This is a genomic window from Roseovarius sp. MMSF_3281, from assembly GCF_030733685.1.
GTDB lineage: Bacteria > Pseudomonadota > Alphaproteobacteria > Rhodobacterales > Rhodobacteraceae > Roseovarius.
Window position 1 is genome coordinate 51,504 of record NZ_JASHIM010000017.1, and the last position, 22,516, is coordinate 74,019.

Sequence of the window (22,516 nt, forward strand, 5' to 3'; positions counted from 1 at the left end):
TTTTCTAACATCTGTTAGGCTGCGCGGAGAGACTTGGTAAATAGACCAGGCAAACCTCTGAATTAGGGTCAGGACTCATAGCCAATAGATGACGGTTGCGGCGAGAGCGATTGCGGAGAGGAAAACCTTTGGGCACCTGTCGTATCGGGTCGCCACACGCCGCCAATCCTTTAGCCTGCCGAACATGATCTCGATACGATTGCGGCGTTTGTAGCGCCGCTTGTCGTATTTGACGGTCTTCTTGCGCTGTTTTCGACCGGGGATGCACGCGCGTATCCCCTTGTCTTTCAACGCTTCCCGGAACCAGTCGGCGTCATAGCCGCGATCCCCGAGCAGCCAGTCGACCTTGGGCAAGCTGCTCAGCAGAGCGCGGGCGCCGATGTAATCGCTGACCTGTCCGGCAGTCACGAACAGGTTCAGAGGCCGCCCCTGGCTGTCGCAGATGGCGTGCAGCTTGGTGTTCATGCCGCCTTTGGTGCGGCCAATCAGGCGTCCACGCCCCCCTTTTTCGCGGCCAGGCTGGTCGCTGTCCGGTGTGCTTTCAGATAGGTTGCATCGATCATGACAGTCTTCTCTTCGACATGTTCCGCAGCGAGGCCGGCCATGATCCGGGCGAAGACGCCCTTGTCGCTCCATCGCTTCCAGCGGTTGTAGAGCGTCTTGTGCGGGCCATATTCTCTGGGCGCATCGCGCCATCGTAACCCATTGCGATTGATGAAAATAATCCCACTCAGAACCCTGCGGTCATCGACCCGAGGTTTGCCGTGGGACTTCGGAAAATAGGGTTCCAGACGCGCCATCTGCGCATCGCTCAACCAGAAAAGATCAGACATGTCACCGCTCCGTTTTCGGAGCCGTGAATCACGCGCCCGGCCAGAAATCAATGGGTCCTCACCCTAGTCCGGTGCGGAAAATCAGACATGTGTAAAATTCACCCGTTCTGTGTATTTCCTTGCGGTCTGCTGGCACGTTTGCTTCGGCTTCCCTTCCCATGCACGCCCGTCAAGGCTACGGGCCTCGGCAACCCCTGTTGAAACAGCAAAGAAGAAATAGACAATGTACTCTGACACCCCTCTCGGCCGCTTGCGCCTGCCTGTGATCTGCTCGCCCATGTTTCTGGTGTCCGGGCCGGGGCCTTGTCACCCTTTGCGCTGGTTCAGGAAATCCGGGAATGGTTCGATGGTCCGCTTGCCCTCTCCGGGTCCATCGCGACCGGGCGCTCAATTCTGGCGGCGCAGGCCATGGGTGCGGATTTTGGGTATATCGGATCCCCCTTCATTGCCATGACCGAGGCGGTCGCGTCGGAGGAGTACAAGCAAATGATCGTCGAAGGCGGGGCCGATGATATTGTCTATACCGACTATTTCAGCGGCGTGCATGCCAACTATCTGAAACCGTCGGTGCGGGCGGTCGGTCTCGATCCGGACAACCTGGCCGGGATCGGCAACAAACTCGATCTGGCCACCGGCGACATTCGCCCCAAGGCCTGGCGTGACATCTGGGGCAGCGGTCAGGGGATCGGAGCGGTGAAAGAGGTGATGACCACGGCGGACTACGTCGACCGTCTCGACCGGGAATACCAGGCCGCCAAAGATGCGCTCTGTTCATGACGAAAGAGGGCGGCCAGTTGCCCGGCCGCCCATCTGTTTCTGCGGTTGTCGCGAATGATCGAGACCCGATCTTAGCGGTCCTTTTGGTTGACGATCAGTTCTGCATTTTCGGGTAGTTCCGAAACAATGTTCACCTCGTCGGCACGAATTCGTGCATGCAGTTTGAAGGTCTCAGCGGCGGCGGCTTCCGCAGCAGAAGTATCGGCACCGTCTTCCAGCACAAGCGAGAGGCGGATCATATCGCGATCGTTCTCGCGCGTTACCACAGCCTGCGCGGCCTTCGCGCCCTGCGTGCCGATGACAACTTCTTCAACCACACGCGGATAAACGAAAATCTCGCGCACTTTGACCGCTGCGCCGACCCTGCCCTGCAGCGCTGAAATCCGGCTGACCGTGCCATCCACGTTGCTCTCCAGCGCCAAGGCACTGTCGCCGGTGCCGAACCGGATCATCGGCCAAGTGGCATCGCGCGCGGTCACAACAACCTCGCCCGGTTCCCCATGAGCGACCTGTTCTCCACTGACCGGATCGCATATCTGCACCACGCGGTCGGGATGAACCACATAGCCTTCGCCGCCATCCTCATATGCGACAAGGCCCAGATCCGCGGTGGCATAGGCAGCCCAAGTCGACACGCCATAGTCTTCCTCGATCCGGCGGCGTTTGGCCATCCAGTCGCCCATCTCTCCGCCGAGGAAGGCTGTTTTCACCTTCCAGGCGTCGCGCCCATAGGTTTCGATCACCTTGTCCGCCAGCGTCAGGAAAAACGCAGTCGAAGCACAGATCGAAGTCACGCCGGTTTCGACGATGATCTGCGCCTGAAGCTCGGTATTGCCCACGCCGCCGGGAATCACCGTGGCACCTGCGGCCTGTGCCGCTTCGTCGAACAGCAGGCCAGCCGGCACAAGATGATACATCCAGGTGTTCAGGATGATATCTCCGGGGCCCACGCCTGCCGCCTTGAACAGCAGGTCCAGGCCATGACCTCCCCCGCCCGAAAGGGCCGGCTCGAAAATTGGGCCAGGGGACACGTAGATCCGTCCAATATCCTTCAGATCCGAGGCAAGGAATCCGCCGAAAGGCGGGTTCTCGCGCTGGATCTTCAGAAGCTCTTCCTTCTTCATCACGGGAAGACGCGAGAGGTCCGCCACCGATGTGACGGCTGCCGGATCAAATCCGGCAGCCGCAAATCGCGATTTCAGGCCAGGAGCCTTATTGGCCGCAGCGGCATAGGCTTGCGCTATATCTTGGTAGATATCTTCAGACATTTCCATGCCTCCTCGTACAGTCAGGCGTTAGAGCGGGCAGTCCTTGCGGAAGTTTGGCGCGCGCTTCTCCCGGTGCGACAACACACCTTCCTTGACGTCCTCGCTCATGAAGCCAAGCATCTCCAGCGCAGTCGACGCATCAAAGATCGGCCCGGCCTGGCGCAGCCAGTTATTCAGCGAATACTTGGTCCAGCGGATCGCGCTTTGCGAGCCGTTGGCCAGTTCGACGGCTGTATCCAGCGCGATCTGCTGCAGCTCGTCATCCTCGACGCACATTGATACCAGACCGATCCGCTCGGCCTCTTCGCCCGACACCGGCTTGCAGGTCATCAGATAGTATTTCGCCTTGGCCATCGAGGTCAGCAGCGGCCAGATAATCGCCGCGACGTCACCGGCGGCAACACCAAGGCGGGGATGACCATCGACAATCTTGGCCCGTTTTCCGGCGATCGAGATGTCGGCCAGGATGGCAACCACAAGGCCCGCGCCCGCCGCGGGACCATTGATCGCGGAAATGATCGGCTTGTTGCAGTTGATGATGTTGTAGACGAGATCCTTGGCTTCTTTCCACGTCTTCATGATCTCATGCGAATTGCCAATCATGTTTTCGATCAGGCTAAAATCACCACCGGCGGAAAACGCCTTGCCCGCACCGGTCACGATGACCGCGTTGATGTCGGGGTCGCGGTCGATGTCGATCCACATGTCCGTCATCTGGGTGTGGGTTTCGGCATCGACCGAGTTGAATGTCTCGGGCCGGTCGAACGTGATGCGCAGGACGCGATCCGCCGGGTAGTCAAATTTCAGTTTGTCGTACTTTGCGTAACGCTCCGACATAGGTCTTTTCCTCCTCACGGTATGGGTTCAGCCAGGCAGTCCCAGGACGGCCTTAGACAGGATGTTTCTTTGGATTTCGTTCGATCCACCGTAGATCGTGGTAGGTCTGGCCTTGTAGAAGCTCGACAAAACGTCGACGCTAACATTGCCAACCTGAAGCGGCCCGATGGAGCCGCCATCGGGACCGGCTGCTTCGATCATCAGCTCGGTGATGCGCTGGAAGCACTCAGTCACCCAGATCTTCAGCATGGACACATCCGCACCCAGCGTCTCGCCACGTTTGAGCTGATCTGCAAAACGGGCATAAAGCGCGGCATGATCTTCCACATCCAGTGCCGCCTGGGCAAAGCGGTCACGGAACACCGGATCGTCAAACGCGCCACGGCCACGGGCAAAGCTTTCAAGCTGTCCCAGAGCGTTCTGGGCCAGACTTGGCGAACCGATGAAAATGCGTTCGAAGCTCAAGAGCGCCTTGGCCATCGTCCAACCCTTGTTCAGCTCGCCCACGAGGTTCTCGCGGGGCGTCCGTGCATTGTCAAAGAAGACCTCGCAAAACTCGGTCTCGCCCGACAGGGTCGTGATAGTGCGCACATCGACTCCGGGCTGATCCATCGGAGCGAGCAGGAAACTGATACCCTGTTGTTTCTTGGGCGCATCCGGATCGGTGCGCACCAGCATGAAAATATGCGTGGCGTCATGCGCCATCGTGGTCCAGATCTTCTGTCCGTTGATGACAAAGTCGTCCCCGTCAATCTCTGCGCGTGTGCGCAGGTTCGCCAGATCGGACCCGGCGCCGGGTTCCGAGTATCCCTGGCACCAGATGTCTTCGCAACTCAGGATACGCGGCAGCCAGTAGTCTTTTTGTTCCTGGGTGCCGAATTTGATGATCAGGGGACCGACCATCTGCACGCCCATGTCGCGACCGCGATTGACGCCCCAGCGCTGCTGCTCTTCATAAAAGATCAGCAGCTTAGCAGCGTTTAGGCCCATACCGCCGAATTCAGCGGGCCAAGCTGGCGCAACCCAGCCCTTGGCGTGAAGCTTGCGGTGCCAATGTTCGATCTCGGCGAACTTCGGGCGGTGCGGCAGGTGACGCAGCTCCTCGGGATATTCCGCTTCGAAGAACTGGCGCACTTCTTTGCGGAATTCCGCATCGCTCATTGCATTCCAGTCGGTCATTGTGCTGCCCCCTCTGCTTCGCGTGCCTCGAACCAAATCCGCCTGTGATAGGCATCGTCGCCCAACCAGGCCGACAGCACCAGCGCCCGGTTCAGGTAGAGCCCGATATCGAACTCATCCGTGTACCCGACCGCCCCGTGCAACTGGATCGCATCACGGGTAATTCTTTTGGCGGCCGTAACCGCCCGCGCCTTGGCACGGCTGGCAATCGGGGCCCGAACCTTCGGATCGGTTTCGCTGTCCATCTGCGCAAGCGCCTCCCGCACTCCGGCCTGCGCGACCTCGCACATCACGTTGAGGTCGACGGCACGGTGCTGGATGACCTGAAAAGACCCGATCGGCTTGTCGAACTGCTCCCGCGTCTTGATGTAGTCTAGCGTGATCTCGAAGGCACGCTCGCTCAGGCCGACAAGCTCGGCCGCAGCAAGCGCCGTTGCATCGGCGACAGCCTCGGCCAGTGCAGTGGGAACCGCACCGCCGCTGGCCAATTCCGCGGCCGGGGTTCCCGAAAACGAAAGCTCGCCCAGAGAGCTGCCGTCGGCCTGCGCTCGTTTGTCAATGACAAGCCCGTCCGCGTCTGCCTCGGTCAGAACCAGAACCGGGCCGTCATCTCCTTCAGCCACGACCAGGAACCCTAGAGATCCGGTCGCGCCGACGACCCAAGCCTTGCTTCCGGTCAGCCGCCCGTCCGTGTATCGGCAGGCCGCATCGGCAGGCGCCCCGCCCAGGCCACGTTCCTGCCAGGCAACCGCCAGTGAAATTTCGCCGCCGATAAGTTGCGCCATCTTCGGATGATCCGGACAAAGGCGGCGCAGAAGACCGAGGCTTAGACCGATCGTCGACACGACCGGTTCCGGTGCAATCACACGGCCGACTTCCTCGGCGATGACACCCCCGGCAGCTAGGCCCATGCCAAGCCCGCCCTGATCTTCGGGCACCGCCACGCCGAAAACACCGGCCTCGGCGAGTTCCCGGACCATCTCCGCATCGAAACCGCCCCCGGCATCACGAAGTTTTCGGGCTCTGTCACTTCCGCCCGCCCGTTCAAACAACGTGCGCGCGCTCTCGCGCAACAGGCGAAGGTCTTCTTGTTCGCTGGAAAGGATATCAGTCTGTGTCATTTTGTTTTCGCTGGATCATCACGGGGGTGTCGGTCGAAAAAACGACCTCGCCCGCAGGGTTTTTGGCGCTGAGCGTATAGTGCAAAACACCTCTGTCGGGCTTGCTTTTTGACGGCGTGACCGCGTTGACCGTCAGTTCGACATCAAGGGGTTCGTTCGGGCGCACCGGCCGCAGCCAGCGCAGATTGTCAAAGCCCATGCCACCGATATTGGCGACATCGACCATCATTTCAGACATGACCGGCCTGAACACTTCCAGCATCGTCTGAAAGCCCGAGGCGATCAGGCTGCCATGTATGGCGGTTGCATAGTCTTCGTCGGTGTGCAGCCGCTGCGGATCCCATTCCTTGGCAAACGACTTTATTGAATCCGCGCTCATCGGAGCGCTGCGAAAGCGATAGACTTGGCCCGGCGAGAAGTCTTCCAGATACCTCAAGAGGCACCCTCCTTTGCGAAACCGTCATCATATCCGCTCGCATCCTTGGATATCCGGATGCGGTTGAATTCTTCCAGCTTCGGATAGGTTTCCTTGAACGCCAACAGGAACTCACCCATCGGCGCGTCGAAATAGATACCACGGTCGTTCACATATTCCATGTGCCGGTGATTCTGTTCGTCGAACTCATGAAAGAGCGCGTCGTTATAGCCGTCGAAGACCAGGGGTTTGACCCCAAATCTTTCACACAGTTCCATGTTGAATGCAGGTGTCACCTTGTAGGCCTCATTCCCCAACCACAACTGAACATAGCCGTGGTAGATAAAGAGATCGGTCCCCATCAACTCCTGCAACTTGGGTGTATTCAGGTGGTTGCGCACATCCGCGAACCCCAGAGCGGCGGGGATACCCACAGCACGCAAACAAGCCGCCAGAAGAATTGCCTTGGGAACGCAAAACGCCGCTTCCGCCCCAGCGATACGGCTGGCACGGTAAGAGTCCTCATCCAGCGCAAAACAATAGGGATCATAGCGAATATCGTCGCGCACCGCTTCGAACAGGCGGATCGCCTTGTCTCGATTGGTTGCGTCCACAGGAAGATCACGCAAAGCCGATGTCACGAAACCCTGCACTTCCAAGCTATCGCTTTCCACAAAGCGCGATGGCATGACATAACGCTCAGCTTCAGTCGGCAGGTCATCGTCAGACTTGTCCATTGGCCCCTCCCTTTTTCTAACAAATGTTAGATTACCGATTCAAAACCTGCCCGTCAACGGGATTTACTCTGTCTTTGGTTGATCCACGCCATAACGCGTATTGTCTTCGCCCAGAGTGGCTGCGACTCCGACCGAATTTCCCGAAGAACGGAACTCCGGCGCAATTGGCAGCGGCAAAGCAGGCGCGTCCCGGCCGGAGATTTTTACTGTCCGCCCGAACACGTCACGCGCTTTGAAATGCGGGTCGCGCGCCGCCTCGGCGGGCGTTTTCACGACCGAACAGCAGCAATCTGCCGCTGCCAGCAAAGGCTCCCAATGGGTCGAGGGGTGTTCCCTCAGACGACGTGCAACCTCTGCGGCGCAGGCATTGGGATCGGACCAGTCATCGCGAAGGGCCACCGGCAAACCAATAACATCGCAGAACGACTGCCAGAACTTTTCTTCCAACGCGCCGACGGCGATCTGACGCCCGTCCGCAGCCGAATAAAGCCGATATCGGGCCAGGCCACCCGTCAGACGGCTGCCACCGCTTTCGATGTTCTGCCCGGCAATCACACCTTCGGCATGGGCCCAATAGGCAAAGGCGAACGCCCCCTCGGCCATTGCGATATCCAGATGCGTTCCCTGCCCGCTTGCCTGCCGCGCAATCAGGGCCAGCAGGATATTCATCACCGCAGGATAGGTTCCGCCTCCGATATCGGCGACCAGCCCGAACGGGGCCGTTGGCTGGTCATCCGGTCCACGACTGAGCGACAGGATACCCGCATCACCGACGTAGTTGAGGTCGTGGCCGGCGGCGCTGGCCTTTGGTCCGGTCTGGCCATAGCCGGTGATCGAACAATAGATGAGACCGGGATTGATCTTGCGCACCGCTTCATAACCAAGCCCCAACCGGTCCATCACGCCGGGACGGAACTGCTCGACCAGAACATCGGCCCTCTCGATCAAAGGGCGCAGACGTTCCACTGCGCCCCTTGACTTGAGGTCGATGGCCACCGATCGCTTGCCGTGGTTCAACACGGCAAATCCGATGCTCTCTCCGTCGATCTTGGGCTCGGTTTGGCGCGCGTCCTCGCCGACTCCGGGACGCTCGAACTTGATCACTTCGGCGCCGACCTCGGACAACATGAGCGTCGCCATCGGACCGGGAAGAAGTGTGCTGAAATCCAGCACCAGGATATCCTTGAGCGGTTGAGCCATCTTCACTGCCTCAGGCGAAGCGCGCCGCGCCGTTGTTCAGAACAACCACGTCGCGTGCCGGAATAGATGCTCGAAACCGGGCCTCGCCGTCCTCTTCCCAGATTTCGAACCGCACGGTTTCGCCGGGATAGACCGGCGCCGAGAACCGAACATCCAGACCGACAAGCCGGGCAGAATCATAGTCCAGCAACGTCTTGAGAATCGCCCGGGCCGCCAGCCCATAGGTCGCCAGACCATGCAGGATCGGGCGGTCGAACCCGACAGAACGGGCAACATCCGGGTCAGCATGAAGCGGATTGAAATCACCGCTGAGACGATAAATAAGGGCTTGGCGCGGCAGGGTATTGATATCACATACATGATCAGGCGCCCGATCAGGCAGCACTGCGGGTGCCGGACCCGCCTGGTTTTCACCGCCGAACCCCCCATCACCGCGACAGAAAGCCGACATCGCCACGCGCGCCAGTTTTTCGCCGCTGTCCGCGTCGATAATATCGCGGCTTTGGTAAATGACGGCTCCCTTGCCCTCGCCCTTGTCGGCGATAAAGTCGATCTTGCTGCGGCCGACAATTCGGCCATGTGTCGGCAGCGGCTTGTAGATGTCGAGCCACTGTTCTCCGTGCAGCACTTTCTGCCAGTTCACGCCGGTTTTCGGATTGCGCAGCCAGAAGCCCGGATACCCCAGGGTAACGGCCATAGAGGGAACCGCCTTCAGACCGTCCTCATAGACAAAGGCCAGTTCTTTCTTGTCTGTCGGATCTTCGCCGAACCCCAGCCCGAGTGCGTAAAGGATGGTATCCCGCTCGGTCAGAGTCTGCTTGATCTCTTCGAAATCCCAATTCGAAAGTGCTTCGAAATCCAGTGGCATGATCTTTCCTCCCTTGATCGCCGTCAGAGCGTGTTTCGTGACCCCAGTATTGCCGTGACCTGGCTGGACAGCACACCGCCATTGCCATGCGCCAGCGCCAGATCAATATCCTTCAACTGAATGCCCGGCGCGTCGCCACGGATCTGACGGGCAGCCTCGATCACTGTGAAGATGCCGTACATCCCGGGGTGCACGCAGGACAGGCCGCCGCCATTCGTGTTCACCGGCAACACGCCGCCAGGCGCGATGCGTCCGCCCTCGACAAAGGCCCCTCCCTCGCCCTTCGCGCAGAACCCAAGATCTTCGAGAAACAAAATCGTGTTGATGGTGAAGGCATCATAGAGCTCGACCGCCTGGATATCCGCAGGGGTCACTCCGGCCGCCGCAAAGGCGCGCGCGCCCGAGTCGCGGGCCGCGGTCACGGTGAAATCCTTCATCTGGGAAATCTGCCGGTGCGAGCTTGCCGCAGCACTGCCCAGCACATAGACAGGTGCCTTCGGGAAATCCCGGGCGCGGTCCGCGCGGACCATTACGATCGCGCCGCCACCGTCGGTGACAAGACAACAGTCGCGCACGGTCAATGGATCGCCCACCATGCGCGAACCCAACACGTCCTCGCGGGTCAGCGGGCCGCGCTCGAACGCTTCGGGGTTGCGCTGCGCCCAGGCCCGCGCGGCAACGGCCACGTCGGCCAGCTGTTCGCGGGTGGTACCATATTCATGCATGTGCCGCGCCGCCGCCATCGCATAGGCCGAGATCGGATAGCGCGGATTATACGGCGCCTCGTAGGCCGGCGGACGTGAAGCGGTCACCAGTCTGCCCGACGCGGTGCGCTGGTTGGAGCCATAAACAATCAGCGCGACATCACACAGACCGGCGTCCAGCGCCATGGTCGCGGACGTCAGGTAGTTTACGAAGGACGAACCGCCCGACATCGTGCCATCAATGAAACGGGGCTGGATGCCCAGATACTCCGCCGCCATAAGCGCCGGCATGCTGTCTTCCATCATGGTGCAAAACAGCCCGTCGACGTCGGACAGTTTCAGCCCGGCATCGCCAAGCGCCGCAAGCGCAGATTGCGCCATGACATCATAGGCCGTCAGGCCATGGGCTTCTCCGAAACCGGCATGACCGGTTCCCACGATGGCGGATTTCCCCCGAAGTTCAGTGGTCATGGCCTATCCCTCCGACGGTTTGAAAAGCACGGCCGGAACACCCTCGGCCTCGCCCACGAATGCGGTTACAGGCATGTCGATGACGACCTCACCCGGGGCAATGCCCTCGACCCGGCTCATCATCCGGACACCCTCGTCCAGCTCGACGACGCATACGTTGTAGTCGCCGCCCCGTTCGGGCTTTCGGCGCACGACTGTTGTGGTGTGGACCCGTCCCTTGCCGCCGGCCTGCTTCCACGAAATCGCGGTGCCATGACAATGTGGACACAGGACTCGCGGGAAAAAGTGATAGGCCCCGCAGTCGTCGCACTTGGGCAGCAGGATCTCTCCCTCTGCCAGCGCGCGTTGGAAAAGCTGGTCTGGTCCTTTGGCATCCTGCATAGGCGTTCTCCTTCAAGCGACCCAGTCTTTGTTTAAGCGTATTGATAACCTTTCTAACAATTGTTAGATTTAGTCAACCTTTCAGGATCAATTGAGAGAAACTCATGTCAGGTTCAGACTTAGCCCCCCTTTCCGGCAAACTCGTCGTTGCGTTGGAACAGGCAGTCGCCGCGCCTTTTTGCTCCTCGCGGCTGGCCGACGCCGGCGCGCGCGTGATCAAGATCGAACGCAAGGGCGCAGGCGATTTCGCCCGCGCCTACGATACCGCCGCCAACGGTGAAAGCGCCTATTTCACATGGCTGAACCGAGGCAAAGAATCGGTCGCCTTGGACATTAAAGCCGACGAAGACCGTGAAATCCTGCTCAGGATGCTGGAAAACGCAGATGTGTTTATTCAAAACCTGCTGCCGGGCGCGCTGGCCAAGCTCGGGCTCGATTCCGCGACTCTGCGAGAGAGCTTCCCGCGTCTCGTGACCTGCGACATCACCGGATATGGCGAAGACGGCCCGATGCGTGACGCCAAGGCCTATGACCTTCTGGTGCAATGCGAGAGCGGTCTGGCATCAGTGACCGGTACACCCGACGGACCAGGACGGGTGGGCGTGTCGGTCTGCGATATCGCCACCGGTATGACAGCCCATGCTGGAATCTGCGAAGCACTTGTCGGGCGTGATCGCACCGGCAAGGGCAGCGGCGTTTCCGTGGCAATGTTTGATGTGATGGCCGACTGGATGTCGGTTCCGCTGCTGTATCACGATTACCTTGGCAAGCCGACACCTCGTGTCGGACTGAACCACACGGTCATCTGCCCGTACGGGGCCTATGAATGCAAGGACGGTCAGCTTGTCGTCATTACCGTTCAGCACAGCGGCGAATGGCAACGGTTCTGTGAACACATACTGGGCGATGCGGCTTTGGCAACCGACCCCCGGTTCCATGACAACACGTCGCGAATTGAAAACAAACCCGCGCTCGAAGTTCTCATCAAGGCCGTGTTCGCCTCGCATGACCGCGCCGAGATGCTGAAGCGGCTTGACGCTGCGGGCATTGCGTCTGGCGCGGTGAACGATGTGGCGACCCTGTCCGATCACCCCCAGCTCGACCGGTCCGTGATTGCCACGCCGTCCGGTGAAATCAACGTCCCGTCACCCCCGATCCGTCGCAGCCTCGGTGAAACGGCACTGGGTGCCTGCCCGGCCTTCGATGCGCAAGGCAAAGCCCTTCGCGCTGAGTTCGGCCGTCGTTCATAAAAACGGTGGGCAACTAAAAGGGTGGACAACCAAATGGCCGCTGAGAACAAACCGGGGATCCTTCAAGGCGTGAAGATCGTCGATCTGACTTCTGTGGTTTTCGGACCTTTGGCGACGCAGATGCTGGGCGATCTGGGGGCCGATGTGATCAAGGTCGAAGGCCCCGAGGGCGATCTTCTTCGCCAGGTCCAGCCATCGCGCAACAAGCTGATGGGTGCCGCTTTTCTGGGGGCCAACCGTAACAAGCGCAGTGTCGTACTCGACCTCAAAACGCAAACCGGTCGCGATCAGTTGCGCAAGTTGCTCATCGATGCCGATGTGATGATTTCGAGCATCCGGCCTGCGGCGCTGGCCAGATTGTCTTTGGATCCCGAAACCCTACGCCAGGAAAACCCGAACCTGATCACGGTATCCGCCACCGGTTTCGGGCAGGACGGGCCCTATGCCGCCAAGCCTGCATTCGACGATTCCGTCCAGTCGGTGTCGGGATTGGCCAGCCTGGCGACCCTTCGCGACCCCGAGGCACCGCCCGCCTATGCCCCGACAATTCTCGCCGACAAGCTTGGCGGGGTCACCGCTGCCTATGCCGTGATGGGTGCCCTATTCCACCGCGAACGTACTGGAGAGGCCCAGCATGTCGAGGTTCCGATGTTTGAGACGCTGGCCGCCTTCCTGTTGGCCGAACATATGGATGGTGCCACCTTTGAAGAGCTTCCGCAGGATTTCGGCTATGCCCGCATGCTGGTTCCGCACCGGCGTCCAGTTCAGACCGCTGATGGCTACATCACAATTCTGCCTTACACCAACGTACAATGGGCGCGGTTTTTCAAGACGGTTGGGCGCAATGACATGATCGACCATGTCTGGGTCACGGACATGGACGCCCGTAGCCGCAACATCGGCGCAGTATACGATATGGTGGCGCAGATTGCGCTGACCCGGACCACAGATGAGTGGCTTGACCTCATGGAGCAGGCCGACATACCCGCCATGCCAGTGCGCAACCTGTCAGATTTGCCGAACGATCCCCATCTTGCCGCAACCGGGTTCTTTCAACGGATTGATCACCCGACCGAAGGTGCGATCTGGACGACACGCCCGCCGGTTCGCTTTTCGGCGACCCCTGCGCGACATGATCATCGCCCGGCCCCGCGACTTGGGGAACACAGCGACGAAATTCTGGGGCCGGGCAGGGAGTAGCCCCACCCGGCACCGGACGGATCAAACATCCATCGAGCGTGCGATCAGTTCCTTCATGATCTCGTTGGTGCCGCCATAGATCATCTGGACCCTGCTGTCGGCATAAAGTCGCGCGATGGGGTATTCCATCATGAAACCGTAACCGCCGTGCAGTTGCAGGCATTCATGCATGACCTCGTTCTGCGTCTGGCTGCCCCACCATTTCGCCATCGAAGCCGTGGCCGCATCAAGTTCGCCCGCTTCAAGACGCGCGAGCCCGTCATTTACGAAGGAACGTAGCAATTCGGCCTTGGTTTTGCATTCCGCCAGTTTGAAGCGTGTATTCTGGAAGTCCATGATCCGGCTTCCAAATGCCTTGCGGTCCTGAACATATTTCACCGTTTCATCGATCGCAAAATCAATAAAACCGAGCGCGGTAATGCCGATCATCAGCCGCTCCCAAGGCAGCTGCTTCATCAGCTGGTAGAACCCCTGCCCCTCTTCCGGACCAAGCAGGTTCGCCGTGGGCACGCGCACATCCTCGAAGAACAGCTCAGCAGTATCCGAACCTTTCATACCCAGTTTCTTCAGGTTCCGTCCCCGGCGAAAGCCCTCGGCGCCCTCGGTTTCCAGAACGATCAACGAAACGCCCTTGGCGCCGGCGTTGCGATCGGTCTTTGCCACGATAACAACGAGATCCGCCGTGAGCCCGTTTGTGATAAAGATCTTCGAACCGTTGATCTTGTAGTGGTTGCCATCCTTTTCCGCATAGGTTTGTACGTTCTGGAGGTCAGAGCCCGTTCCAGGCTCGGTCATGGCAATCGCCGCAACGCTGCCGCCGCTGACCAGTTTCGGCAACCACTTTTTCTTCTGTTCCTCACTGCCATATGCGTTGAGATAATGGATTACGATGGACTGAATCCCATAGCCCCAACCCGTATCGCCGGTGCGCCCCTGCTCGTAGACGGTAATCGCGTCGAACCCGATGCCGCCACCGAACCCACCATATTCTTCGGCAATCGAGCCACCCATGACACCCTGCTGACCGACTGTTTTCCAGAAGTCGCGGTCAACAATTCCCTGCTCCGCCCATTTTTCAATCTTCGGAGCCATCTCTGCATCGAAAAGCCTGCGTGTACTATCGGCGAACATCTTGTGTTCATCCACTGCCCAACTCGGGGAGTTCTTGATCAGAGACATGTTTTATTCCTATCGAGTCATGCTTGCATTGAGGAAATCTAACAAGTGTTTTTTTCTCGACAATGAACCCGAGCCGTTCTGACGGAGCGTCACACGGCTTCGGACCGTGCGCATCCGGATTTTTCCAATCAACGCGCCGCCCATTCGGCTCGTACAAAAAGGCCCGACAAAACAGGCGGGCCTTTTTGTAATTTTTGCAATGGACTTACAGCTTGTCGGTCAGTTCAGGCAAGGCTTCGAACAGGTCGGCGACCAGGCCGTAATCGGCCACCTGGAAGATCGGGGCCTCTTCGTCCTTGTTGATCGCGACGATGATCTTGCTGTCCTTCATGCCCGCAAGGTGCTGGATCGCACCCGAGATGCCGACGGCGATATACAGGTCAGGCGCGACCACCTTGCCGGTCTGGCCGACCTGCCAGTCGTTCGGTGCAAAGCCCGAGTCGACGGCGGCGCGGGATGCGCCAACGGCGGCGCCCAGCTTGTCGGCCAGTTTCTCGATCAGCGCGAAATCGTCTTCCGAGCCGACGCCACGGCCGCCCGAAACCACGATACCGGCCGAGGTCAGTTCGGGACGGTCGCTTTCGGCGACCTTGTCTTCGACCCATTCCGACAGGCCCGAAGCGGAGGCCCCGCCCACGGTTTCCACAGTGGCGGAGCCACCGGTGCCGGCCGCGTCAAAGCTGGCGGTGCGGAAGGACACGACCTTTTTCGCGTCGCCCGATTTCACCGTCTGGATCGCGTTACCTGCGTAGATCGGGCGCTCGAACGTGTCGGCATCGACCACGCCCGAGACGTCGGTCAGCATCATCACGTCCAGCAGCGCGGCCACGCGGGGCAGCACGTTCTTGGCGTCGGTGGTGGCGGGCGCCACGATGTGATCGTAATCGCCTGCCAGCGACACGATCAGGTCGGCGGTCGATTCCGCCAGGCGATGACCCAGCGCGGGGTCTTCGGCGACCAGCACCTTGGCCACGCCGTCGATTGTCGCGGCTTCTTTCGCGGCATCGGCGGCGGATGCGCCGGCGCACAGAACCGTCACGTCGCCCAGGGCCTTAGACGCGGTGACCGCCTTTGCGGTCGCGTCCATCGACAGTTCACCATTGTTGACTTCGGCAAGAAGAAGAACAGCCATCACACCGCCCCCTTTTCCTTGAGTTTCGCAACCAGCTCGTCGACCGAGCCAACCATTTCACCGGCGGCGCGTTCGGCCGGCTCGGACGTCTTGACCACGGTCAGGCGCGGGGTGACGTCGACGCCGTAATCGGCGGCGGTCTTTTCATCCAGCGGCTTTTTCTTGGCCTTCATGATGTTGGGCAGCGACGCATAGCGCGGTTCGTTCAGGCGCAGGTCGACGGAAACGACGGTCGGCATCTTGACCTTGATGGTCTGCAGGCCGCCATCGACCTCGCGGGTGACGACGGCGCTGTCGCCATCGATGCCCACTTCCGAGGCAAAGGTCGCCTGGCTCCAACCGAGGATCGCCGACAGCATCTGGCCGGTGGCGTTCATGTCGTTGTCGATCGCCTGCTTGCCGCAGAGAACCAGACCGGGCTGTTCCTCTTCCACGACCTTGGCAAGGATCTTGGCCACGGCCAGCGGCTCGATATCCTGGTGCACGTCATCCGCTGCGACGACCAGGATGGCGCGGTCGGCGCCCATGGCCAGTGCGGTGCGCAGGGTTTCCTGCGCCTGTTTGACGCCGATGGATACCGCGACGACCTCTTCGGCCTTGCCGGCCTCTTTCAGGCGGATCGCCTCTTCGACGGCGATTTCGTCGAAAGGGTTCATCGACATCTTAACGTTGGCCAGATCGACACCGCTTCCGTCCGCTTTGACACGAACCTTCACGTTGTAGTCGATCACGCGTTTCACAGGCACGAGTACCTTCATTGGCGTGGTCTCCTTGAGTTTTGCGATAAGGTTTCAACCGAGTTAACGGTCTTTGAATTCTGGGGTTCTTTTTTCCGAAAACGCTTTCATCGCCTCGGGAAAGTCATGCGCGCACAGCAAAACGCTTTGGGCATCGCGCTCGATATCCAGCGCCTCGAGATAGCTGCACTCGGCTGCGGCGCGCATCACACGCTTGGCGGTCTGAACGCCAAACATCGGGTGCGTTGCAATCTCGCGGGCAATTTCCAACGCCCGTACCTCGACCTGGTTGGCCGGCACGCATTCTTCGACAACGCGCAGGTCCCTAGCGGTGCGCCCGTCGATTTCACGACCCGTGAGCACCAGCATCCGCGCCACCCCCGCACCGGCACGCTGTTGAAGCAGCCAGCTAGATCCCGTGTCGGGACAGCCGCCGACGCGCGCAAAAACTTCGCACAGCCGGGCATCTTCGGCAGCAACGACAATGTCCGCCGACAAGGCCAGGCTTAAACCCGCGCCAAAAGCCACGCCGCATATCGCGGAAATCAGAGGTTTGCGAAACAGATAGGCCGCGCGTCCGCCATCGTGAACCAGCTCCACCATTTCCGATGTCGCCTTTGCGCCTTTCGCGATCTCAGACTGAAACCCGACAAGATCGCCGCCGCTGCTGAAATGATCGCCACCGGTCATAACAACGACACGGATCGCATCGTCACGTTCGGCTTCGCGCAGGAGCGCCACCAGTTCATCGACGAACCCGATGCTGTAAGGGTTGCGTTTTGTCGGCTGAAGAAACCGCAGGATTCCGACAGGGCCATCCCTGTCCAGGCGAATAAGCTCAGTCATTCAAGCCTCCATCAGGTTCCGGTCCAGACGGGTGCGCGCTTTTCAGCAAAGGCCTTTGGGCCTTCAATCGCGTCGTTGCTGGCGTAAACCACCTCGTGAAGGCGCTTGCCCTCTTTCAGGCCACCCGCACAGCCCAAGTCCATGGTCGCGCGAACGCCGCCTTTGGCCGCAATCACCGAAAGCGGGGCCGCGCTGGCAATGCGCTTGGCAAGGTCAAATGCCCTTGCGCGGACGGCATCGGGCGTGTCCTCGAGATAGTTGGTGAACCCGTATTCGTGCAGGCGCTCGATCGGCATCAAGTCGCCGGTCAGAACGATTTCCATAAGGATGGGCTGCGGTAGCATGGACAGTGCCGGCGATGCCCAGGGCGATCCACGACCGATCTTTACTTCGGTGATACCGACCTTGGTCCCCTTGAGACCGACCCGCAGATCGCAATTCAAGGTCAGCATCATTCCGCCCGCCATCAGCGACCCCGTCATCGCCGCGATGATCGGTTTCTTGCAGGCGCGCATTGTCTCGTGAAACGGGTCGCGCATCTTGGTCAGAATATCGACGCCCTCGTCGCGTGCGATTTGTGTGGCTTCCTTCAGATCCAGTCCGGCGCTGAACACGCCACAATCGGCCGAAGTCAGAATGGCCACACGAACGCTGTCATCCGCCTCGATCTTTTCCCAAGCATCGGTCAGCCCGTTCGTAGCCGCCACGGAAAGTGCGTTTTTGCGTTCGGGCCGGTCAATACAGACGGTTGCAATTCCGTCTTCGATCTTCACGTCAATGGGGCTCATGATACCTGCTTCGCTTTCTCGGGACAATCTAACTGCGGAAAGCTTCCCCGCGACGTGTCTGCCGCGGGGAAGCCCAGTCTTATTCGACTTTGAACGTCGCGGAGTTGTGCTTGATGACATCCCAAACAACGTCGAGATAGTCGGCGCTCCAGTCGGTCAGCGGAACCCAGGTTTCGCCATTCCACTGTTCGACCCGGGTCTTGCCACCACCTCCGTGGTCTTTGTCGGTCACTGTAACCGGGGCCATGATGCCGTTTCCATCGAAGTTCTCGATCGATTCATAGGCATTCTTCATCTTTTCCGGTGTGATCGGCCAACCGTTTTCGGTAATCGCAATACGCGCAGCTTCGAAACCGGCCGAGTAGATCGCCATGCCCGTATTGTAGTACACGTCGCGCACGAGGCTCTCGGGTCCGCTGCCCTTGCCATTGGCATAATAGGTGTCCAGCATCGTCTTGACGATCGGAACTTCCTGGCCACCGGCCACGTTGGTCCCGCGCAGGATGCCTTTCGCCTCTTCCACTCCGATGTTGGCGATATCGACTTCGTTCAGCCAGTTCACCGCAAGATAGCGGTCAATCGGGAAACGGTTGCGACGCATTTCTTTCGAGGCAACCACATGTCCGCCCGCCAGTAGCCAGCTGATCACATAATCTGGCTTGTCACGGCGGATTTTGCTCCATGCGCCGGCTTGATCCGATCCCGGAAGCGGCACGGGATAAAGCTCCAGTTCGAACCCTTCCTTCTCGGAAAGCGTTTTCAGGATCCCGATCGGTTCCTGACCGAAGGGATAATCCAGATAGATGAACCCGATCTTCGCTTTGCTCAAGTCACCGTCCATCTGATCCTTGATGAAGGCAACGTCATTTGCCGCCTGCTGCCAGTACGTCGGACCGACCGGGAAAACCCATTCGAATACTTCGCCGTCCACCGCGTCACCGCGGCCAACGAAAGACTGCATCAACACGTTCCCGTCCTTCATCGCACGCGGCAGAACCGCGTTCGTGACCGGCGTGGACAGAAAATTGAATAGGAACACACCTTCGCGCTTGAGCTGCTCGTAGCATTCCACGCCGCGCTGCGGTTCGTTGCCGTGATCGCGCACGATGATTTCCACCGGATGCCCTTCGATCCCACCGTTCTCGTTGGTGTACCTCGCGAGGTCCTGTGCCGCCTGGGCCACTTGCGGCGAAATGAACGTGTAGGATTTACTGAGGTCGAAGCAGAGTCCGAAGCGGATCGGCTCCTTGTCCTGCGCTGCGGCCACAGTCGCGCTTGCTGCCAGCGCGGCAGTCAGGGCCACCGCCTTTATGTGCTGTTTGATCTTCATCGTTTCTCTCTCCCGTTGGTTTGATTTAGAGCGGTTATACCGTTTCATGGGCCACTGCCGCCCCGCATGGCGGAACCCTTCCTGTGTCAGTCTTTCACTGCCCGTATTTTGAGGAACTTTCTTTAACCACGTCCCACACGACGTCGGCGTATTCAGAGATCCAGTCGGTTTGCGGCACCCAAGTCTCTCCGTCCCACATTTCGATACGGGTCTTGCCCCCGCCGCCATGATCTTCGGCCGTCACCGTAATGGGGGCCATCAGCCCGTTCGCGTCATAGCCCTCAAGCGACTCCAGTCCGGCCTTGTAGGATGTCGGAGTGATCGGCAGCCCCTCGGCTTCCGCCGCCTTGCGCGCGGCTTCGAACATGATCGAATACATGGCCAGCCCGGTGTTGTAGAAAACGTCCTGCGTCTTCTCGATCGGGCCGGATCCCTCGCCCTTGTCATAAAGCTCGGCCATGATTTCCTGATACAGGGCAATATCCTGACCGCCCACGACATTGGTCCCGCGCTTGATACCTTTGGCGGCCTCTTTACCGATGTTGGCGATATCGACTTCGTTCAGCCAGTTGACCGAGATGTATTTGTCCATCGGAATGCGATTGCGCTTCATCTCTTTCGAGGCAACCACATGGGCACCGCCCAGCATCCAGACGATCACATGATCGGGCTTGTCGCGGCGCACCTTGGACCACACGCCGGCCTGGTCGCTGCCAGGCAGTGGCACGGGGTACAGTTCAAGCTCGAAACCCTCTTTCTCGGACAGGGTTTCCAGGATCTCGATCGGCTCCTGCCCGAAGGGATAATCGAAGTAAACAAACCCGACCTTCACATCTGACAGATCGCCGTCATGCAATTGCTTGATGTAGGCGACATCGTTGGCGGCCTGTCCCCAATAGGTCGGCCCGATCGGATAGACCCAATCGAAGACGGTGCCATCAACGGCATCGCCGCGCCCGACAAGAGACTGCATCAGGATACGCCCGTCTTCCATGGCCCGCGGCAGGATAGCCAGAGACACCGGAGTGGACAGGGTATCGAAAACAAAGACGCCCTCGCGGCTGAGTTTCGAGTAGCACTCGATTCCGCGCTGCGGTTCGTTCCCGTGGTCACGCACGATGACTTCGACCGGTTCCCCACCGATGCCGCCCTTCATGTTGATGAGCTTGGCAAGGTCCATCGCGGCCTGCGAAACCTGCGGCGTGACAAAGGTATAGGCTTTGCTGAGATCGTAGCAGATGCCGATCTTGAATGGCTCGGCCAGCGCCTGGGTGCCGAACAGCGCCCCGCCAACCATTGAAAATACAGCCAGCGCTTTGGTAAGTTTCTTCATTTGTTCCTCCCTGAACAGTTTCCGAATAGTACGTTAGCTCAGCCAACGTTTGCGTCGGCTGTAGTGCTTGACGTTGTGAAAATCGGTCTCTCCGCCGCCTAGATAGAACTCCTGAATGTCGGAGTTAGATTTGAGCGCCTCGGCGGTGCCGTGCATAACAACGCGGCCGTTTTCGATAAGGTACCCTTGCGAAACGATTTCCAGAGCCGCCAAGGCGTTCTGTTCCACCAGCAGGACGGACAGGCCCTCATCCTTATTGATCTTTTGCAAGATGCCGAAGATTTCCTCGACCAGGAACGGAGCAAGCCCAAGACTTGGTTCATCAAGCATCAACAGCTTCGGCTGGGTCACGAGGGCCCGCCCAATGGCAAGCATCTGTTGCTCACCACCCGACAAATAGCCTGCTTGCGAATTCTTGCGTTCGGCAAGCCGCGGAAAATATCCGTAGATCTTTTCCTTTTCCGCATTCAGCGTTGATCGGGACATTCCGCGTGGCGCGGCGGCGGTCAGGTTCTCGTCGGGGGTCAGGTGTTCGAAGACCCGCCGCCCTTCGATGACATGACAGATGCCCATCTCGACGCGTTTTTGCGCGAGCGCTTCGGTAATGTCCGTTCCCTGGAACGTTATCTCACCTCGGCTGATGCGTCCGCGCTCGGCTTTCAAAAGACCGCTGATCGCTTTCAACGTGGTGCTTTTTCCCGCTCCGTTAGAACCCAAAAGTGCGATCATCTCGCCCTTTGGAACCTGAACCGAAACACCTTTGATCGCCAGCATTACATTGTCGTACAGCACCTCGACACTGTTCATGGACAGAATGTTCTGGGCTTCAACTTTTTCTTGCATCGGCATTCCCCTATTTCTTGAACTGATCGAAGGGCCAGACCATCAGATAGTCTCTGATGTTGCCGTAGAGTTTTCCCAAACCGAGTGGTTCGATCAGAAGGATAATGACGATCAGTGCGCCATAGACTGCGTTCGGGATGTGAGCGAGTGTTTCAACATCGATCTGCATGCCAAGCCCGTCACTCAGCGTGACGACGAGACCGTTCACGATACCCGGAACAAGAAGGATCAGGGCAACACCGAAATAGGAACCGATAATGCTGCCAAGGCCGCCAACAATCACCATCGCAAGAACCTGGATCGAAACGGCAACCGAGAATTGCTCGGGTGCGGCGAGAAAGAAAAAGGTGGCAACAAGCAACGCACCGCTGACGCCTGCGATGAACGAAGAAGTCGCGAATGCGAGGATTTTGTAGTAGAAACTGTTCACACCCAGGATCGCGGCCGCAAAGTCTTTTTCCCGGACAGCGACCAAGGCGCGACCGAGTCCAGTCCGCTTGAGATTAAGCATGAAGATCGTCACCAACACACACCAGCCGAAGGCGACATAGTAGAAGCCAGTATCAGTGGTAATCTCTTGCCCGAGCAGCGCCAATGTCGGTGACTGGAGCGACGCGTGTGAGCCCCCCGAGATCGCCGGAGAGTGGGTCAGAACCCAGTCCATCACGAATTGCATAGCGAGAGTAGTGAGAGCGAGATAGAGGCCCTTGACCCGCAAAGCGGCAAAAGCGAACAGGCTGCCGATCACGGATGACGTCAATCCGCCGATGATAAGGGCGAATTCCCACGTCACCCCGAAACGCGCGGCATGGATCGACGAATACGCTCCGACGGCCATGACTGCAGCATAACCCAAGTGAAGTTGGCCTGCCCAACCTGTCACCAGATTCAATCCAAGCGCGGCGGCCGTCCAGATCAGCCAAGGAAGCATGTAGCTGTTCAGATAAAGCGACGGGATGATGAATGGCGCGGCAAGGCCAATCAAGAAGATGAATGCTGTCAGATTCCGGTCAGCAGGCACCTTGAAGATTCGGCTATCCGAAACGTAGTTGGCGTGATGGACGCCAGAAAGTCTGTAAAACATGCC

General features: G+C 59.2%; 23 protein-coding genes. 3 read left to right on the forward strand and 20 right to left on the reverse strand.

The features are described from left to right. Nucleotides 1-75 precede the first annotated feature (75 nt). Nucleotides 76-833, reverse strand: a protein-coding gene (locus tag RBB32_RS15375) for an IS5 family transposase (protein ID WP_306153989.1) whose coding sequence is annotated in 2 segments (ribosomal slippage) — nt 76-509 and nt 509-833 — 759 coding nt in all. Because the reading frame shifts where the segments join, the coding sequence is not laid out codon by codon here. 303 nt (nt 834-1,136) lie between these two features. Here RBB32_RS15375 and RBB32_RS15380 point away from each other — a divergent pair. Next, nucleotides 1,137-1,610 carry an NAD(P)H-dependent flavin oxidoreductase gene (locus RBB32_RS15380; protein WP_371931070.1) on the forward strand — a complete coding sequence of 158 codons (474 nt, stop codon included), beginning with the start codon at nt 1,137-1,139 and terminating at the stop codon, nt 1,608-1,610. Nucleotides 1,611-1,681: 71 nt separating this feature from the next. On the opposite strand, the gene RBB32_RS15385 is transcribed toward RBB32_RS15380, so the two are convergent. The 10 genes from RBB32_RS15385 to RBB32_RS15430 form a co-directional block, all read right to left on the reverse strand. Continuing rightward, the gene (locus tag RBB32_RS15385) at nt 1,682-2,878 is read right to left on the reverse strand and encodes a phenylacetate--CoA ligase family protein (RefSeq protein WP_306154016.1); all 1,197 of its coding nucleotides are present in this window, start codon (nt 2,876-2,878) and stop codon (nt 1,682-1,684) included. A gap of 27 nt (nt 2,879-2,905) precedes the next feature. Continuing rightward, entirely contained in the window at nt 2,906-3,715 is an 810-nt protein-coding gene (locus RBB32_RS15390) for an enoyl-CoA hydratase/isomerase family protein (RefSeq protein ID WP_017467550.1), read from the reverse strand. Between the two features lie 27 nt (nt 3,716-3,742). Further along, on the reverse strand, nt 3,743-4,894 hold the full coding sequence (locus RBB32_RS15395) for an acyl-CoA dehydrogenase family protein (RefSeq protein WP_057796772.1): 1,152 nt from the start codon (nt 4,892-4,894) through the stop codon (nt 3,743-3,745). Further along, nucleotides 4,891-6,015: an acyl-CoA dehydrogenase family protein gene (locus RBB32_RS15400; RefSeq protein ID WP_306154019.1), complete on the reverse strand. Its 1,125-nt coding sequence runs from the start codon at nt 6,013-6,015 to the stop codon at nt 4,891-4,893. Before RBB32_RS15400 ends, RBB32_RS15395 begins: the two co-directional genes overlap by 4 nt. Beyond that, entirely contained in the window at nt 6,002-6,451 is a 450-nt protein-coding gene (locus RBB32_RS15405) for a MaoC family dehydratase (RefSeq protein WP_138424283.1), read from the reverse strand. The genes RBB32_RS15400 and RBB32_RS15405 overlap by 14 nt, the downstream gene beginning before the upstream one ends. After that, a complete protein-coding gene (locus RBB32_RS15410; protein ID WP_306154022.1) occupies nt 6,448-7,167 on the reverse strand; it encodes a transglutaminase family protein in 720 nt (239 codons plus the stop codon). Before RBB32_RS15410 ends, RBB32_RS15405 begins: the two co-directional genes overlap by 4 nt. 63 nt (nt 7,168-7,230) lie before the next feature. Continuing rightward, nucleotides 7,231-8,367: a CaiB/BaiF CoA-transferase family protein gene (locus RBB32_RS15415; RefSeq protein ID WP_306154024.1), complete on the reverse strand. Its 1,137-nt coding sequence runs from the start codon at nt 8,365-8,367 to the stop codon at nt 7,231-7,233. 10 nt (nt 8,368-8,377) lie between these two features. Further along, complete coding sequence (locus RBB32_RS15420) at nt 8,378-9,235, reverse strand: MaoC/PaaZ C-terminal domain-containing protein (RefSeq protein ID WP_185959052.1); 858 nt, start codon at nt 9,233-9,235, stop codon at nt 8,378-8,380. 23 nt (nt 9,236-9,258) lie between these two features. Further along, the gene (locus RBB32_RS15425; RefSeq protein WP_306154027.1) at nt 9,259-10,410 is read right to left on the reverse strand and encodes a thiolase; all 1,152 of its coding nucleotides are present in this window, start codon (nt 10,408-10,410) and stop codon (nt 9,259-9,261) included. A gap of 3 nt (nt 10,411-10,413) precedes the next feature. Then, a complete protein-coding gene (locus RBB32_RS15430; protein ID WP_057796766.1) occupies nt 10,414-10,791 on the reverse strand; it encodes a Zn-ribbon domain-containing OB-fold protein in 378 nt (125 codons plus the stop codon). A 104-nt stretch (nt 10,792-10,895) separates the two neighbouring features. Here RBB32_RS15430 and RBB32_RS15435 point away from each other — a divergent pair, with 104 nt between their 5' ends. Together RBB32_RS15435 and RBB32_RS15440 are read left to right on the forward strand one after the other, a co-directional pair. Next, a complete protein-coding gene (locus RBB32_RS15435; protein ID WP_290575519.1) occupies nt 10,896-12,041 on the forward strand; it encodes a CaiB/BaiF CoA-transferase family protein in 1,146 nt (381 codons plus the stop codon). Between the two features lie 33 nt (nt 12,042-12,074). Further along, nucleotides 12,075-13,241, forward strand: coding sequence for a CaiB/BaiF CoA-transferase family protein (locus RBB32_RS15440; protein ID WP_306154031.1), 1,167 nt, complete (start codon nt 12,075-12,077; stop codon nt 13,239-13,241). A 21-nt stretch (nt 13,242-13,262) separates the two neighbouring features. Here the strand turns inward: RBB32_RS15440 and RBB32_RS15445 are convergent, their stop codons facing one another. The 9 genes from RBB32_RS15445 to RBB32_RS15485 form a co-directional block, all read right to left on the reverse strand. Further along, nucleotides 13,263-14,420, reverse strand: a complete 1,158-nt coding sequence (locus RBB32_RS15445) for an acyl-CoA dehydrogenase family protein (RefSeq protein WP_306154033.1) — start codon at nt 14,418-14,420, stop codon at nt 13,263-13,265. Between the two features lie 205 nt (nt 14,421-14,625). Next, nucleotides 14,626-15,552 carry an electron transfer flavoprotein subunit alpha/FixB family protein gene (locus tag RBB32_RS15450; RefSeq protein WP_306154038.1) on the reverse strand — a complete coding sequence of 309 codons (927 nt, stop codon included), beginning with the start codon at nt 15,550-15,552 and terminating at the stop codon, nt 14,626-14,628. Beyond that, a complete protein-coding gene (locus tag RBB32_RS15455) occupies nt 15,552-16,310 on the reverse strand; it encodes an electron transfer flavoprotein subunit beta/FixA family protein (RefSeq protein WP_090029138.1) in 759 nt (252 codons plus the stop codon). Before RBB32_RS15455 ends, RBB32_RS15450 begins: the two co-directional genes overlap by 1 nt. 42 nt (nt 16,311-16,352) lie before the next feature. Further along, on the reverse strand, nt 16,353-17,135 hold the full coding sequence (locus tag RBB32_RS15460; RefSeq protein WP_276155044.1) for an enoyl-CoA hydratase/isomerase family protein: 783 nt from the start codon (nt 17,133-17,135) through the stop codon (nt 16,353-16,355). An 11-nt stretch (nt 17,136-17,146) separates the two neighbouring features. After that, nucleotides 17,147-17,923: an enoyl-CoA hydratase/isomerase family protein gene (locus tag RBB32_RS15465; protein ID WP_306154042.1), complete on the reverse strand. Its 777-nt coding sequence runs from the start codon at nt 17,921-17,923 to the stop codon at nt 17,147-17,149. Nucleotides 17,924-18,002: 79 nt separating this feature from the next. Next, nucleotides 18,003-19,253 (reverse strand): ABC transporter substrate-binding protein, encoded by a 1,251-nt coding sequence (locus RBB32_RS15470; RefSeq protein ID WP_306154043.1) that lies wholly within the window; start codon nt 19,251-19,253, stop codon nt 18,003-18,005. A gap of 94 nt (nt 19,254-19,347) precedes the next feature. Continuing rightward, nucleotides 19,348-20,586: an ABC transporter substrate-binding protein gene (locus RBB32_RS15475; protein ID WP_346348376.1), complete on the reverse strand. Its 1,239-nt coding sequence runs from the start codon at nt 20,584-20,586 to the stop codon at nt 19,348-19,350. Between the two features lie 33 nt (nt 20,587-20,619). Then, the gene (locus RBB32_RS15480) at nt 20,620-21,429 is read right to left on the reverse strand and encodes an ABC transporter ATP-binding protein (RefSeq protein ID WP_043753147.1); all 810 of its coding nucleotides are present in this window, start codon (nt 21,427-21,429) and stop codon (nt 20,620-20,622) included. 10 nt (nt 21,430-21,439) lie between these two features. Beyond that, nucleotides 21,440-22,513, reverse strand: a complete 1,074-nt coding sequence (locus RBB32_RS15485) for a branched-chain amino acid ABC transporter permease (RefSeq protein WP_306154045.1) — start codon at nt 22,511-22,513, stop codon at nt 21,440-21,442. Between the last annotated feature and the right edge of the window lie 3 nt (nt 22,514-22,516).